The organism is Pseudomonas aestuarii (assembly GCF_027988105.1).
Taxonomy (GTDB): domain Bacteria; phylum Pseudomonadota; class Gammaproteobacteria; order Pseudomonadales; family Pseudomonadaceae; genus Aquipseudomonas; species Aquipseudomonas aestuarii.
The window spans coordinates 361,433-375,835 of sequence record NZ_JAQJZJ010000002.1; the positions used below are offsets into that span (position 1 = coordinate 361,433).

13 protein-coding genes and 3 tRNA genes are annotated in these 14,403 nt (G+C 63.6%); 3 read left to right on the forward strand and 13 right to left on the reverse strand.

The window, feature by feature from the left end; all coding sequences use genetic code 11:
- Positions 1–29: 29 nt before the first annotated feature.
- The 5 genes from PH586_RS05535 to PH586_RS05555 form a co-directional block, all read right to left on the reverse strand.
- Positions 30–866, reverse strand: a complete 837-nt coding sequence (locus PH586_RS05535) for a DUF2797 domain-containing protein (protein WP_271346781.1) — start codon at positions 864–866, stop codon at positions 30–32.
- Positions 866–1,129: a YeaC family protein gene (locus PH586_RS05540; protein WP_238041619.1), complete on the reverse strand. Its 264-nt coding sequence runs from the start codon at positions 1,127–1,129 to the stop codon at positions 866–868. The genes PH586_RS05535 and PH586_RS05540 overlap by 1 nt, the downstream gene beginning before the upstream one ends.
- Before the next feature lie 75 nt (positions 1,130–1,204).
- On the reverse strand, positions 1,205–2,065 hold the full coding sequence (locus PH586_RS05545) for a rhomboid family intramembrane serine protease (RefSeq protein ID WP_271346782.1): 861 nt from the start codon (positions 2,063–2,065) through the stop codon (positions 1,205–1,207).
- On the reverse strand, positions 2,062–3,036 hold the full coding sequence (locus tag PH586_RS05550) for a metallophosphoesterase (protein ID WP_271346783.1): 975 nt from the start codon (positions 3,034–3,036) through the stop codon (positions 2,062–2,064). The genes PH586_RS05545 and PH586_RS05550 overlap by 4 nt, the downstream gene beginning before the upstream one ends.
- On the reverse strand, positions 3,037–3,927 hold the full coding sequence (locus tag PH586_RS05555) for an NAD(+) kinase (protein ID WP_271346784.1): 891 nt from the start codon (positions 3,925–3,927) through the stop codon (positions 3,037–3,039).
- A 147-nt stretch (positions 3,928–4,074) separates the two neighbouring features.
- On the opposite strand from PH586_RS05555, the gene PH586_RS05560 reads away from it, so the two are divergent.
- Positions 4,075–5,034 carry a DUF1853 family protein gene (locus tag PH586_RS05560; RefSeq protein WP_271347055.1) on the forward strand — a complete coding sequence of 320 codons (960 nt, stop codon included), beginning with the start codon at positions 4,075–4,077 and terminating at the stop codon, positions 5,032–5,034.
- Positions 5,035–5,090: 56 nt separating this feature from the next.
- Here PH586_RS05560 and PH586_RS05565 read toward each other — a convergent pair whose 3' ends face one another.
- The 5 genes from PH586_RS05565 to PH586_RS05585 form a co-directional block, all read right to left on the reverse strand.
- Positions 5,091–6,200: a cyclic nucleotide-binding domain-containing protein gene (locus tag PH586_RS05565; protein ID WP_271346785.1), complete on the reverse strand. Its 1,110-nt coding sequence runs from the start codon at positions 6,198–6,200 to the stop codon at positions 5,091–5,093.
- A gap of 69 nt (positions 6,201–6,269) precedes the next feature.
- Positions 6,270–7,214 (reverse strand): 1-aminocyclopropane-1-carboxylate deaminase/D-cysteine desulfhydrase, encoded by a 945-nt coding sequence (locus tag PH586_RS05570; protein WP_271346786.1) that lies wholly within the window; start codon positions 7,212–7,214, stop codon positions 6,270–6,272.
- Positions 7,215–7,217: 3 nt separating this feature from the next.
- Positions 7,218–8,588 carry a coiled-coil domain-containing protein gene (locus PH586_RS05575; RefSeq protein ID WP_271346787.1) on the reverse strand — a complete coding sequence of 457 codons (1,371 nt, stop codon included), beginning with the start codon at positions 8,586–8,588 and terminating at the stop codon, positions 7,218–7,220.
- Between the two features lie 266 nt (positions 8,589–8,854).
- A complete protein-coding gene (locus PH586_RS05580) occupies positions 8,855–9,304 on the reverse strand; it encodes a nuclear transport factor 2 family protein (RefSeq protein ID WP_271346788.1) in 450 nt (149 codons plus the stop codon).
- Complete coding sequence (locus PH586_RS05585; RefSeq protein ID WP_271346789.1) at positions 9,301–11,334, reverse strand: NADPH-dependent 2,4-dienoyl-CoA reductase; 2,034 nt, start codon at positions 11,332–11,334, stop codon at positions 9,301–9,303. Before PH586_RS05585 ends, PH586_RS05580 begins: the two co-directional genes overlap by 4 nt.
- Positions 11,335–11,516: 182 nt before the next feature.
- On the opposite strand from PH586_RS05585, the gene PH586_RS05590 reads away from it, so the two are divergent.
- Together PH586_RS05590 and PH586_RS05595 are read left to right on the forward strand one after the other, a co-directional pair.
- Positions 11,517–12,461 carry a carbon-nitrogen hydrolase family protein gene (locus PH586_RS05590; protein ID WP_271346790.1) on the forward strand — a complete coding sequence of 315 codons (945 nt, stop codon included), beginning with the start codon at positions 11,517–11,519 and terminating at the stop codon, positions 12,459–12,461.
- Positions 12,458–13,495: an AraC family transcriptional regulator gene (locus PH586_RS05595; RefSeq protein WP_271346791.1), complete on the forward strand. Its 1,038-nt coding sequence runs from the start codon at positions 12,458–12,460 to the stop codon at positions 13,493–13,495. Before PH586_RS05590 ends, PH586_RS05595 begins: the two co-directional genes overlap by 4 nt.
- A gap of 415 nt (positions 13,496–13,910) precedes the next feature.
- On the opposite strand, the gene PH586_RS05600 is transcribed toward PH586_RS05595, so the two are convergent.
- The 3 genes from PH586_RS05600 to PH586_RS05610 form a co-directional block, all read right to left on the reverse strand.
- Positions 13,911–13,987: transfer RNA gene (locus PH586_RS05600), tRNA-Asp, on the reverse strand.
- A gap of 100 nt (positions 13,988–14,087) precedes the next feature.
- Positions 14,088–14,164, reverse strand: a tRNA-Asp gene (locus PH586_RS05605).
- A 35-nt stretch (positions 14,165–14,199) separates the two neighbouring features.
- Positions 14,200–14,275 (reverse strand) — tRNA-Val (locus tag PH586_RS05610).
- Between the last annotated feature and the right edge of the window lie 128 nt (positions 14,276–14,403).

Consider the following 14,403-nt stretch of genomic DNA (forward strand, 5'->3'; position numbering starts at 1 on the left):
AGCGTCAAGCCGCAAGCTGCAAGTGGTGGTCAGACGGCCAGTTGGTGGACGGCCAACTGATAGCTGGTGTATTTGCGGATATTGATCACGCCGGTGTCGAACATCAGGTACTGGCCCTTGATGCCGAGCAGGGTGCCTTCGGCAAGCGGGTTCTTGTCCAGGTTGAAGCTGGTGATCTTGGCCGGGTAGGCCTCGATCGGGTAGCGAATGTCCACCGGCTGCTGATCGCTCAGCGGCTGGATCGCCTGAATGCCGAAGCGCTGCTGCAACTCGGTAAGCCCCGCGCTACAACTGGCGAACAGCTGATCGCGAATCGCTGGCAGGTCGACCGGCGCGGCATCGCCCTTGAGCAAGGCGCGCCAGTTGGTCTTGTCCGCGACCTGTGTGCGCAGCAGATCCTCGACGAAGCCCGACTGCTGACGGGTGGCTACCCGAAAAATCGGCAACGCCTGGCTCGCGCCCTGGTCCATCCAGCGTGTCGGAATCTGCGTGGCGCGGGTGATACCGACCTTCACGCCCGAGGAATTGGCCAGGTAGACCACGTGATCGGTCATGCAGAACTGCTCGCCCCAGCTCGGCTCGCGACAGGTGCCGGCGTCGTAGTGGCAGCGTTCCGGGCTCATGATGCAGATATCGCACTGGGCCAGCTTCTGCATGCAGGGGTAGCAGTAGCCCTGGCTGAAACTGGTCTTGGTCTTGCGCCCGCAGTGGCTGCAATGGATAGCGCCCAGGTACTCGAGGCGCAAGGTCTTGCCGATCAATGGATTGACCGCCAGCTCTTGATCGTCCAGGCGAAAGGCGTACTGCACAGGCGCATCCAGACGCGCCGCCATCTTGCTCAGGGCACCGCGTGCCAACTCGGCCATCAGTGCAGGGCATCCGTGGATTTGAACAGCAGGTTTGGTGCCGGCTCGGACTTGGAGCCGCAGGCCTGTTCACCCATATAGCCGATACGTTGATCTTCGGGGAGATTACGAGCTTCCCAGGCGATCAGCGCCTGCAGCGTCAGCTCTTTTTGCTCCGGGGTCAGCTTGCGCCCATCCGGCCACTTGCCGATTTCCAGGGCCAACTTCAGGCTCTGGTGAATCTCCGGGGTGATATTTTCGATTGCTTGGAGAAAGGACGACATGGATACCTCCGAATACAAAGCCGCAGTTTACCGGCTACGGCAGGCGCTCGCGAGCGCTTGGCGCAGGTCTGGCAATCATCTGCCGGCACGCCGACGCGCCAGCGCGCCGCCGAGCAGGCCGGTCAGGCAACCGGCGAGCAAGCCGCCGACATGGGCGGCATTGGCAATCGCGCCGAACTGCAGCAGTTCGAAGATGCCGGTCATGCAGATCAACAGCCAGGCCAGCATCATCACCAGCACGCCCCGCGGCAGGCGATACTCGGCATTCGGCGCCAGCAGCTGAAACAGCCAGCAGTGTCCCAGCATGCCGTAGAGCACGCCGGACAGGCCGCCAAACAGAGCCGGGCCGGAAAAGCTGTACTGGGCAAGGTTGGATGCCAGGCTGAACAGCAGCGTCAGCCCGAGCAGCATCCACGAACCCTGGCGCGCCTCGATGCGCCGCCCCAGTATCCAGAACCAGAGCGCATTCATCGTCAGGTGCAGCAGGCCGAAATGGATCAGCATCGGCGTGATCAGGCGCCACCACTGCCGCGTCTCGAGCATTTCGCTCAGGTAACTGAAATAGATGTAATCGCCCTGAATGCGGAAATCGACAAAGCTCAACCAGCGGATCGCCGCGAAGTTGTCGCCCAGCGCGGTCAGCGCGGCCACCAGCAGGGTCAGCCCCAGCATTCCGGCCGTCAGCGGGCTGTCGCGAAACTGCTGGACAAACCCCGCGGCGGCCTGCGGCGATGCTGGCACCTGCAACGCCGCGTCGCCCTGCGGAAAGCGCAAATACAGATCACGCACCTGCTCGGCCACTTCGTTCGGCACCCACAACACCTGCTCACCCGCTTCCTCGGAAACCCGGTGCGGCACCTGCAAGCGCCGCAACAGGACGATGAAACCCGTGAGATCGGTCTGGATTGGCAGACGCAAGGCGGCAACCGGGCTCATTGCGGTGCCTGCGAGCGCTGCACGTCGACCCAGACGAACTTGTGCGGATCCAGGCGCTTCTCCTGATCCAGCCGATAGGCCACCAGCTTGCCATTCAAGACGGCGCTGTAATCCAGACAGGCCAGGTTGGGACGGATCGGGGCCGGCTTGCCGCTGCGCCAATAGTGGCCGACGAACAGCAGTGGCTGATCGGCGCCATAGCGCAGCAGCTCGTTCTTTTGCAGTTCGCTCAGCGGCGTTTGGGCGGCCAGTGCCGGCAAGGCATCGGGCTGGAACACGATATCGCCGTAGGTCTGCGGGTCTTCCTCCCAGAACTTGGTGCGAAAATGCGCCCGGGTGAACCCCTCGCCACTGGTCAAGGTCAAGCCGTGCGGCAGGCGCATGTCGGTGCCGCGCAGCAGACGATCCAGCGCAGTATTGGCAAAGCTGCCCGGCACGGCCGAGGCCTGGAGGAAATGCTCGTCGATGCAGGCGTCGGGAAACTGCGCGCGCAACGGCTCGATCAGCTCGGCGTCCCAGCAGGCATGTACCACGCGGAAATGCCCGGCATCGATGAACAGCGGCATCTCGTAGAACCAGGCGAGAAACTCGGACCATTCCGCGGGATAGGCCGCGAACTGTTCCAGGGTCTCCTTGATCAGCCGGGCATGCCGTGGCGTGTGCTCGCGCACATAGTGCTGAGCACTGCCGGGCGCCGCCAGAGTGCTCCAGCCGAGGGCATAGAATTCATGATTGCCCATGATGCACAGCGCGTCGCCGGCCTGGACCATGTCATGCACCAGATGCAGGGCTTCACGGATACGCGGACCGCGATCGACCAGGTCACCGAGAAAAATCGCCATGCGCTGTGGATGTCGCCAGACACCGCCCTGGCGCCGATAACCCAGGGTATCAAGCAGGCGTTCGAGGGTCAGTGCACAACCGTGAATGTCCCCAATCAGGTCGTAGCCACGTGCGGGATCGAGGTGCATTCAGCCGCCCCCGCCCCCGAGCCGACTGCCCCAACCCAGCTTGTCACGGCAGACCTCGTAGTAGTTGTGATCGAGCGGATGGATCAGGCACAGCTTCTGCGGCTTCTTGCTTACCGTGACGGTATCGCCGGGGGCGCAGGTGAAATGATTCTGGCCATCGCAGGACACCTGCGGGTAGATCTGCATATCCTTGGACACGACGATTTTCAGCTCGCTGTTGCCATCCACCACGATCGGCCGGCTGGACAGGGTATGCGGGTACATCGGCACGATGACCATGGCATCCAGCTTGGGGTGCATGATCGGCCCGCCGGCGGACAGCGCATAGGCCGTGGAGCCGGTCGGCGTGGCGACGATCAGGCCGTCGGCCTTCTGGCTGCAGACGAACTGGCCATCGATGAACAACTCGAACTCGATCATCCGCGTCGACTTGCCCGGGTGCAGCACCACGTCGTTGAGCGCATCGCCCTGACCGATCGCTTCGCCATGCCGACGCACTTCGGCCTCCAGCAGGAAGCGGTTCTCGGTCAGGTAGTTGCCTTCCAGCACCTGGGCGACCTTGAGTTCCAGTTCATCTGGACGAATATCGGTGAGAAAGCCCAGGCTGCCGCGGTTTACCCCCAGCACCGGCACCTTGTGCCGCGCCAGAGCGCGGGCCGCGCCGAGCATGCTGCCGTCGCCGCCGACGACGATAACCAGGTCGCAGACCTCGCCGAGAATTTTCCGCGAGGAGGTTTGCAAGCCATGCCCGGGCAGCACTTCGGCGATGGTGTCTTCGAGAATCACATGCAGGTGACGGTCGATCAGAAACCGCTTCAGCCGACGCACGGTCTCCAGCACCTGGGTGCTACCCAGACGGCCGATGATGCCGATATTTCGAAATTGCTCCATGGTGCTCCCGCAGGCTCTGGATCTAGAGAGTCTCGATTATGGGCGAAAGCCTGCGACAGCGGCAAACTCACGGCAGTTGCGCCTAACCAAACCAAACCACCAACGCTGACCAGCCGCCACGCAAGGATTTGGCGCTATGCTCGAATGATGATGCCTTTTCCCGCGCTTACCGACCTGCAGCAGCAATTGCGCCAACCCGTGGTGCGGGATTTGGCCTGGGTGCTGCTGTCACCGCCGCTGTTCAGCAGCCTACCATGGCCACAACGCCACCCGTTCAGCGCCAGCCTGTGGAGCCGCGCGCCTGGCACGCTGGCCGACTGGCTGATCAGTCTCGAGCGCGACCCAGGCAGTTTGCTGAACTGGCTGGCGCAGAGTTCGGTGCGGCGCCTGGGCCTGTATTACGAGCGCCTCTGGCAATTCGCCCTGCACGCCGCCCCCGGTATCGAACTGCTGGCGGCCAACCTGCCGATCCGCCAAAACGGGCAGACCCTCGGCGAACTCGACTTGCTGTTGCGCGACGAGGAAGGCGTGCACCACCTGGAACTGGCGATCAAACTCTATCTCGGCCCGCAACGGCAAAGCGGTGCCGAACTCGCCCACTGGATCGGCCCGGGCTGCCATGACCGCCTGGATATCAAGCTCGATCATCTCAGCCAGCACCAGTTGCCCATGTCGGCACGCGGCGAGGCACGTCCGGCGCTGGCGCAACTCAACCTGAGCGCGGCCCAGGCGGCGCTCTGGCTCGGCGGGTACTTGTTCTACCCCTGGCCGAACCCTTGTGTGCCCCCCCTGGGGGCCAACCCGCAGCACTTGACCGGCCGCTGGCTGCACCGGCGTGACTGGCCGGGTTTTGCCGCACAGAACAGCGATGGCTGCTGGCAGCCCTTGCCACGAGCAGCCTGGCTGGCGCCGGCGCGAGTCGAGCCTGCCGAACGGTGGTCCGCCGAGACCCTGCAAGCCTGGCTGCACGCCCTGCAGCCGCAGGCCAAGGCGCAATTACTGGTGAGGCTGCAGCACAGCCCGCAGGGTGACTGGCAGGAGGTCGAGCGGGTGTTTCTGGTCAGCGATGACTGGCCGTCGGCAATAGCTGAACCCACCGAGCACTAGCGCCAAAGACAACCCTCAGCCACTGAGGTCGAGCCCGGCCAGCCAGGTCAGCGCCATCAGCGGCTGCGCTCTGTATGTCCTCCGGAGCGCGCCAGGTAACCCGAGCCGCTTTCGCACAGCAGGGCATCGCGTTGCACCGCCGGCAAAGCATCCAGGCCATTCCGCAGGGCGTAAGCGTTGAAGCCCAGTTGCGCGAGCAAGAACACCGCACTGGCACTGCGTTTGCCACTGGCGCAATAGCACAGATAGGTGCGCGCCTTATCCAGCAGTCGCGCCTTCAGGCGCAGCAGCTGCAACGGCATATGCAGGGACTCCAGGGCATGGGCCTGCTCGTATTCCTCTTGCAGGCGCACGTCCAGCCACTGTGCGCCGGCCGCCAGCAGGCGCGCCGCTTCGCCCAGGGCAACGTCGTCGACCACCGGCGCCTTGAGCAATGAGAAGAAGTCCTGACGAGCGAGGCGCAACACCACGCCATCCTCGATCAGGGTCACCGTGGCGTTGCGCGGGCGATCGGCGAGCAAGGCCTCTTCACCGAAGCAGGCGCCCACCTCCAGCTCGGCCAACACCTGCTGTTCGCTACCGGCGCCGCGAATCACTTCGACACGACCGCTTTCGAGGAAATAACAGCAATCGCCTGACTCCCCTTCACGCAACAGGGTTGTGCCCGCTGCCAGCTCGATGCGCTGCAAACGCTCGAGCATGCTGCGCACATTGCTTGGCGGTACCTTGGTGAACACGGGGTTCTGCAGGAGTCGCTCCAGCCACTCCACATCGGCATGGTTATGACCCAGTTCGAGGAGCAAATCCTGGTAGGCCAGGCGCCAGGTCAGCAGCCGGTCAAGCGTTGCCGTATCCACCACTAGCAGGCTGGCATCGGTGGCGGCACGCACTTCATGCAAGCGCGGCAAGCCGGGCGACAGCGGGTGACAACTGGCCTCGCTGCCGGCGACCAGACGCTGCTGCTGGCCATCGGGGGTCTGCATCAGCAACTCCCCAGCAAGCAGGTAGTAGGTCAGGCCCGCCCGGTCGCCGTGGCGAAAGAGCAGCTGCCCGGCCAGCAGCGGCCGCGGTACCAACTGACTGCGCAGCTCCCGCCACTGCTGCTCGGAGAGCACATTGAGCGGGGTTAAACTGCGTAACTGCTCGGGATTCAGGGGGTCACTCATGGATATCCAGGCTCCGCTGGTCAAGACTCGGAGGGTGGGCAAATCGCCAGCGCCGTTGCGAGTGATTATTCACAACTGCTGATACTCCGCCTCATACTGGCGCAACGCCGAGGCGCGCCCTTGCAAGCCGCCGGTATGCACGAACAGCATACGAGTGCCACGCTCAAAGTAACCGGCCTCGACGCGCTGGCGCAACGCCATTAGCGCCTTGGCGGTATACAGCGGTTCCAATGCCAGCCCACTGGCCGCCTCGCTGGCCCGAAGAAACTCCAGCAGCGCCGCATCGACCTTGGCAAAACCGCCACGACTGGCGTCCAGCAACTGATAGCCGCCATCCGTGGCCCGTGCCTCGTCGAGAAGCGTTCGCACGTTGTGCGCCACGCCATGATCGGCGGGTACCGCCACGGCACCATAGACCGGATGCGCGCCGGCCTCGCCCAGCACCAGGCCCACCAGGGTCGTTCCCGTGCCTGCCGCCAGCCACCAGCCGTGATAATCCGCCCAGCCGAGTTCACTCAGCTGCTCCTGCACCTGGCTCACCAATCCGCTACAACCCAGGGCCCCGGGCAACCCACCGCCGCCCTCGGGCACCGGATACAGGGTGCAATAGCGTTCGCGCCAGGGATCCCAGAAATCCGGCTGATGGCGGGCTCGATAGCCGCCATAGCCGAGCCAGTGCAGCTGCATGCCGAAGCGCTGCAGATCGCGCACGGTCGGCGTGTCCTGCGGCGTACCGCGGAGCAAACCAACCGTGGGAAAGTCGAAGCGTTTGCCCGCAGCGGCCAGCGCGTGCAGATGATTGGAATGTGCGCCGCCGAGGCTGATCAGTCCCGCGGCGCCGACCGAGCAGGCCGCCTGCAGGTAGGGCGCCAGCTTGAACCACTTGTTGCCGCTGATCAGTGGATCGATCAGATCCAGGCGCAACACTGCCAACTCGACATCGGCTGCCGCCAGCCAATCGAGATGCAAGGGCTCGAGCGGCGCCTTGGGCGCCCAGCCGGGGTCAATGAGCAAGACCTAACCGACGGTGCGCAAGCGGCTAGTGGCCTTATGCCGCTCGCAGCAGTTGGAATTGCCGACGGTGAAACGGCTCGGGGTGTCGACCCGATCGATCGGGATGGCACAACGCTGGCCACTGGGCAGCGCGGCCTCGCAACTCGGTTGCTGGTAGTGCGCCAGCCACTGGCGGTACTGCACTTCGGAAACGAAACACTTGGCCGCCGCATAGGCCATGGGGTTGTCACGATAGCTGCCAATGTCCTGCAAGGGGATGGTCAGGTGTCCGGCGCCGGGGTGATAGACCACGAAGACCACACCGAGCGTGGCCAAACGCTCGAGAATCTGCTCGCCGCCCTGCCCGGCCAGTTCGTCGCGCTCACGCTTGAGCCGGTCGACTTCCTCGTGCGTCTGCGCGTCCTGTTCATTGCGGTAGGCGAGTTCGACATCGCGAATGGCGACTTGCTCTTTGTACTCGGCCACCGCAGCGGCGATTTTGGCTTGCAGCTCATTCTCGAACTGGACTCGCAGGATCTCGCTTTCGGTTCGATCATGGCGTTCCAGCTCGCGCATCTGCTCGGTCATTTCCTCGCGGAACGACTGCATGCTGGCCGCTTGAGCCGCCAGTTGCGCCTTGAGGGTGGCGTTCAACTCCTTTTGTTGGCGCAATGCCAGACGCAACTCGCTCGCCTGCGCCTGGAGACTTTCGCCTTGCTGTTCATGGGCCAACTTGAGCTTGGCCACTTCCTCTTCGTGCTGCCGGCTCAGGCTGCTGATGCGCAGTCGTTGCTGCTTGATCAGCTGCGCGGTCTTCAGACGATGCTCCTGGTCCATCGTCTCGGTGACTCTACTGGCCACTTCCGCGGCCGCATCGGGCGCATACCACTTGTCTTCCGACGCCATGTGCAGGCGCTCGGGCGCAATCGCCTGGGGGCTGTCATCCTCGACCAGCAAACCCAGGTTGTTGCGCTTGACCGCGTCACGCAGCAACACCAGGTCATTGTGCCCAGGTGCCAGGTTCGGATCCCACAGGTGCATCTGGTGCCAGGAAACCGGGCACTGACTGCGGCAGGCCAGCCGAATCGGCCCGGCGCCAAGGTCAGGGCCACGCCCGGCACGCTCGGACAAATGCTGCAGGGGAATATTCCAGCCCGAGTCCGGCGCGCCTTTCTCGTCGAAATCCAGATAGAAAAACACCACCGCACGGATCAACAGGCGCGGATTGATCGCCACATAGGCAATGCGCGTCTGCTGATCGGCGAACTCCGGCATGTTGACCACGCCATCGAGCAAGGCCTCGAACTCGGTAAAGAACATCTGTTTGCAGACGCCACCGCGCTCATTGAAGAACATCACGGCCTCAACCATTTGCGGCTTGTTCTGCATGCTCATCGGTTTCCCTCTAGGCCAATACGGTGGAATCAGCTAACGCAGGTCATGCGCAATCAGAGGAACGCTCTGCTCACAACCGTTCGCCACGGTTTCGCGAGATGCCTGACAGCTTAGAAGAAGCCCACTATACAGCTGCTATTCCTATATTCAGGCGAGTTTAGGGGAAAAGCCGACGCCAGCAATGTGACTGGGTTGGCAGTCGCCCGGCCGCCAAGCTCGAACGAGCCGGCGGCAGAGCGAAACTGTGATGGGTTTGGTGCTATCGGCTAGGACACCTGACCAGACAGCAATGGCGCCAAACGTCTGGCCATTTCATCGCCCAACACCTGCAAGCCGCTCATTGGCCGGATCATTACCTCGAACTCGACAATCTTCCCCTGCTCATCGAAGCGGATCATATCGATACCTTTAAGCTCACGTCCAGCCACCTTGGCCGCGAACTCCAGCACCACATCGCGGCCATCGGCACTGGCCAGCTGGCGCTGGTACTGGAAGTCCTCGAAGACCTTGACTACCGTGCCGAGAATCAAGCTCACCAGCGGAGCGCCCAGATAGGGCTTGAAGGCCATGGGCGAGCGAAATACCGCCTGCGGATGCAGCAGCGTCGGCAACCCACTCAGATCGCCCGCGGCAATCATGGCATGCCACTTATCCAGTGCCTCGGCCACCGCCGGCGGCACGGCCAGCACTGCCGTCGTGTTCGGCGCGCTCGTCATAGCTGCGCCGCCAGACGCGAGCCCTGATCGATCGCCCGCTTGGCGTCCAGCTCGCTCGCCACATCGGCACCGCCGATCAGGTGCACGCTTTGTCCGGCTGCGAGCAGCCCGTCCTGCAACTCGCGCAGCGGATCCTGACCGGCGCACAGGATCACGGTATCCACTGCCAGTACCTGCGGTTCGCCCTCGCCAATACGGATGTGCAGCCCCTCGTCATCGACCTTGAGGTACTCGACCGAATTGACCATCTGCACGTTCTTGTTCTTCAGGCCGGCGCGGTGAATCCAGCCGGTGGTCTTGCCCAGGCCGTCGCCGACCTTGGACTTCTTGCGCTGCAGCAGGAATACCTGACGCGCCGCGGCATGGGGCTGAGCCTGGATCCCGGCGACCCCGCCGCGGGCTTGCAGCTGGGCGTCGATCCCCCATTCCTTCCAGAAGGCCTCGCGATTGAGGCTAGTGGACTCGCCCTGATGGGTGATGAATTCACTGACGTCGAAGCCGATACCACCGGCCCCGATCACCGCGACCTGCTGGCCAACCGGCTTGCGCTCGAGGATGGCATCCAGGTAGCTGATCACCTTGGGGTGATCCACACCACTGATCGCCGGCGTGCGCGGGGCAATGCCGGTGGCCAGGATGACCTCGTCGAAGCCGCCCTTGGCCAACTCGTCGGCACTGACCCGGGTGTTCAGGTGCAGATCGACGCCCGTGGTTTCCAGCTTGCGCTTGAAATAACGCAGGGTTTCGAAGAACTCTTCCTTGCCCGGCACGCGCTTGGCCACGTTGAACTGGCCACCGATCTCGCTGGCCGAGTCGAACAGGGTGACGCTGTGGCCGCGCTCGGCGGCCACGGTGGCGGCAGCCAGGCCAGCAGGACCGGCCCCCACCACGGCGATTTTCTTGACCTGGGTGGTGACAATGTAATTGAGCTCGGTCTCGTGACAGGCGCGCGGGTTGACCAGGCAACTGGTCAGCTTGCCGCCGAAGGTGTGGTCCAGACAGGCCTGGTTGCAGCCGATGCAGGTATTGATCTCGTCCGCGCGGCCGGCGGCGGCCTTGTTGACGAACTCCGGGTCGGCGAGGAACGGACGGGCCATGGAGACCATGTCGGCGTCGCCTTCGGCCAGCACCTGCTCGGCAATTTCCGGGGTATTGATGCGGTTGGTGGTAATCAGCGGGATCTTGACCTCGCCGCGCAGTTTGGCGGTGACCTTGGTAAAGGCTGCACGCGGTACCTTGGTGGCGATGGTCGGAATGCGCGCTTCATGCCAGCCGATACCGGTGTTGATCAGGGTGGCGCCAGCCTGTTCGATGGCCTTGGCCAGCAAAACAACCTCGTCCCAGCTGCTGCCGCCTTCGACCAGGTCGAGCATCGACAGGCGATAAATGATGATGAAATTCGCCCCCACTGCTTCGCGCACGCGGCGGACGATCTCCACCGCCAGGCGCATGCGGTTGGCGTAGCTGCCGCCCCAGCGGTCGCTGCGGTGGTTGGTGTGGGCAACCAGGAACTGGTTGATGAAGTAGCCTTCCGACCCCATGATCTCGACGCCGTCATACTCGGCCTGCTGGGCCAGCAGCGAGCAGGTGACGAAGTCCTGGATCTGCTTCTCGATGCCCTCTTCGTCCAGCTCTTTGGGCTTGAACGGATTGATCGGGGCCTGGATGGCACTCGGCGCCACCGACTTGGGGCTGTAGGCATAGCGCCCGGCATGCAGGATCTGCATGCAGATCTTGCCGCCCGCCTCGTGCACGGCCTGGGTGACGAACCTGTGCTTGTGCGCCTCTTCGACAGTGGTCAGCTTGGCCGCGCCGGAGTAAACGCCCCCTTCCTCGTTGGGGCCGATGCCGCCGGTCACCATCAGGCCGACGCCGCCACGGGCGCGTTCGGCAAAATAGGCGGCCATGCGCTCGAAGCCACCCGACTTTTCTTCCAGACCGGTGTGCATGGAGCCCATCAGGGTGCGGTTGCGCAGGGTGGTGAAGCCCAGATCCAGCGGGGCCAGCAGGTTCGGATAGCGTGCAGTCATGGAAGTCTCCACATCGAGCGGGTGCATTTCACGGAATGCCGCGGTCTCAACTGGACCACGGTCGGTATGGACCAGACAATAAAGAGCCGGCCCCGGCGCCTCAATGACCAAAAATTACAAAATGATGATCGAAATTAACTCCGCCCCTTGGCAGCCTCCACTCATCACCCTACCCTGTAGCCATGATCCGTAAACTTTCGATATTGCTCGTCACCCTGATCGTCGCGGGCTGCCTGTTGGCATTCCTGATCTGGGCCGAACGGCGCCCAGACGCCCACTACCTGTCCGATCTGCGCAGCTCGATCAGCAGCGAGCCGGCACCGGCGCAGGTGCGCGGCAATCTGCTGTTGATCCGCCCGCAACTCTACCCGATGGATTACCAGAGCCCGGCCCACCTGCGCCTGAAACTCGCCGCCGCCCTGGATAAGGCTCGCGACGCCGGCCTGCTCGGCCCCGACACCCTGGTGGCGCTGCCCGAACATATCGGCACCTGGCTGCTGGCGCGCGGCGAGAAAGTCGAGTTCTATCAGGCCCGCAGCCGCCGGGAAGTGCGCGACTGGCTGCTGCTCGGCAATCCGCTGCTGGCGATCAAGGCGCTGCTGTTGAACCTGGATGCCGAGCGCCTGGACGAAGCCCTGCTGCGAATGAAAGCCAAGCAGATGGCCGAGGACTACCAGCAACTGTTCGCCGGACTCGCCCGCGAGTACCAGGTCACCCTGCTGGCCGGCTCGATCCTGTTGCCCGAGCCACACGTGGAGGACGGCCGCCTGCACAGCGGTGCCGGCCCGCTGCGCAACCTCAGCCTGGTGTTTTCCCCGCAAGGCACGATCCAGGGCAGCCCCCATCTCGAGCCCTGGCCCTGGCGAGCCGACGCCACCCCGGCGCAACGCATCAGTGTTGGCGCCGTGCACTACCGGGTCGAGCGCGACTGGCGCCCCGGCTATCCGCAGAGCAGCCTGCACCTGGTTGACAGCGATCGCAGCAGCCCAGCGCTGTTCCTGCGCGGCAAGCTGAACTGGCCGATTGGCGGAGCCTCGCGGGACATCCGGCTGATCCCCCGCGAGGTCGAGCAAGCCAGTCCGGCGCCAGGCAGTCATCTGCTGAATATCTGGATTGCCCGCGAGTGAAAGCGCAACGGGTTCGCCTCGGCGACCTCTCGGTCGGCTTCGCCCACAGCCTGGACGATGCCGTGCGCCAACTGGGCCAGGACCCTCAACCGCTGTTCGACAACTACGGCCTCGATCAGGCCAGACTGGCAGAACCCGGGGCACGCCTGTCAATTCCGCGCTACATGCGCCTGGGTCATGCGGCCATTCAACTGACTGGCGAACCCGGCCTCGGCTTGCTGATGGGCCGCCTGAGCCGCCTCAGCCAGATGGGCCTGGCCGGCGTCACCGCAGCCCAGGCGCCAACCGTGCGCGAAGCCGCGCGGGCGCTGATTCGCTTCGAGCCACTGTATGCATCCAATTATCGCGGCCAGTCCAGCCTCCACGAAGATACCCAGGGGGCCTGGCTGCGCTTCTATTCGATCAGCCCATACAACGCCTACAACCGCTTCGTCATCGACTCGGTGCTGGCCGGCTGGGCCCAGCAACTGGGCAACCTGGCCAATCAGCGCCTGGTCGTGGAAAAAGTCCAGATCGAGTTTCCCGCGCCCAGCTACAGCGCGCAGTACAACGAGCTGTTCGACTGCCCGGTGGAGTTTGCCGGCGAGCACAACCAACTGCGCCTGCAGCAGGCCACGCTCAATCTGCGCAACCCCGAGCACTGCCCGAGCACCTGGCACCAGCTGCTGGCAATCTGTGAACGAGAACTCGAGCACCTGACCCGCATCCGCAGTCTTCGCGAGCGCATCACCCGCATGCTCGGACCGCTGCTGCACGGACGCGAGCCCGATCTGCAGGAAGTCGCCGCAAGCCTGCAACTACCAACCTGGACCCTGCGGCGCAAGCTGGCCGAGGAAGGCACGCAATTTCGCACCATCCTCAACGAAACCCGCCGCGACCTGGCCATGGCCTATATCCGCGACACCGAGCTGGCCTTCGGCGAAATCGCCTACCTGCTCGGCTTCGCCTCGGCCGAGGCCTTCCAGCGCGCCTTCAAACGCTGGAACCAGCAGACCCCGGGCGAATTCCGCCGCGCCCAACGCCAGGCTGGCTAACGGCCGGCGACCGAGATTCAAATCTCGGTGGCGTCCTCAACCGGTTCGGCGTCATCCTGGTCAAAGGCCCGGGACTCGAGCAACTCTTCTTGATAGTCATCCATTGGTGGCTCCTCCCGCTTGATGCTTTGGCCGATTACTTCTCAGGCCAATCAAGCTAAAGGGCAAAGATGAACACAAGATGACAGCTTGCCTCGTGCAGCAGGCATAGGGGACGACTCTCATAGGTCGTTCCCCCGCGATACACCCCGGCATACGGATGCGCACCGGGCGGTTCGCGAGGCCGAGGTCATGCAGCTGCGCTGCACTTGATTCGCGATGGCCAGCTGACGGCGGGGCTTTCTCCCGCGAGGGTGCGCCCTTTACGGGCGCACATAAAAAACCCCCAGGTATCGCTACCTGAGGGCTTCGTATATGGCGCAGCGGACGGGACTCGAACCCGCGACCCCCGGCGTGACAGGCCGGTATTCTAACCGACTGAACTACCGCTGCGTGTCGGATGGGCTTGCGCCCAAAGAACTCTTGCTTCATCGGGAAGAACAGCTGTACTAGCCGTTCTGCCTCATGCCAAGCGAGCCTGACATGGAAAATATGGCGCAGCGGACGGGACTCGAACCCGCGACCCCCGGCGTGACAGGCCGGTATTCTAACCGACTGAACTACCGCTGCGCGTCGGTCGGACTTGCGTCCGAATTCACAAAGAGTGGTGGGTGATGACGGGATCGAACCGCCGACCCGCTGCTTGTAAGGCAGCTGCTCTCCCAGCTGAGCTAATCACCCTTCGCTTTGTGAGGCGCGAAATTTACGGGTGATACGGACCTAAGTCAATACTCTGCTTAAAGTTTTTCAGAAAATGCAGAAAATATCCTGATGCCGCCCAAGGCCATGGAGCATTCCCGGAGACGCGC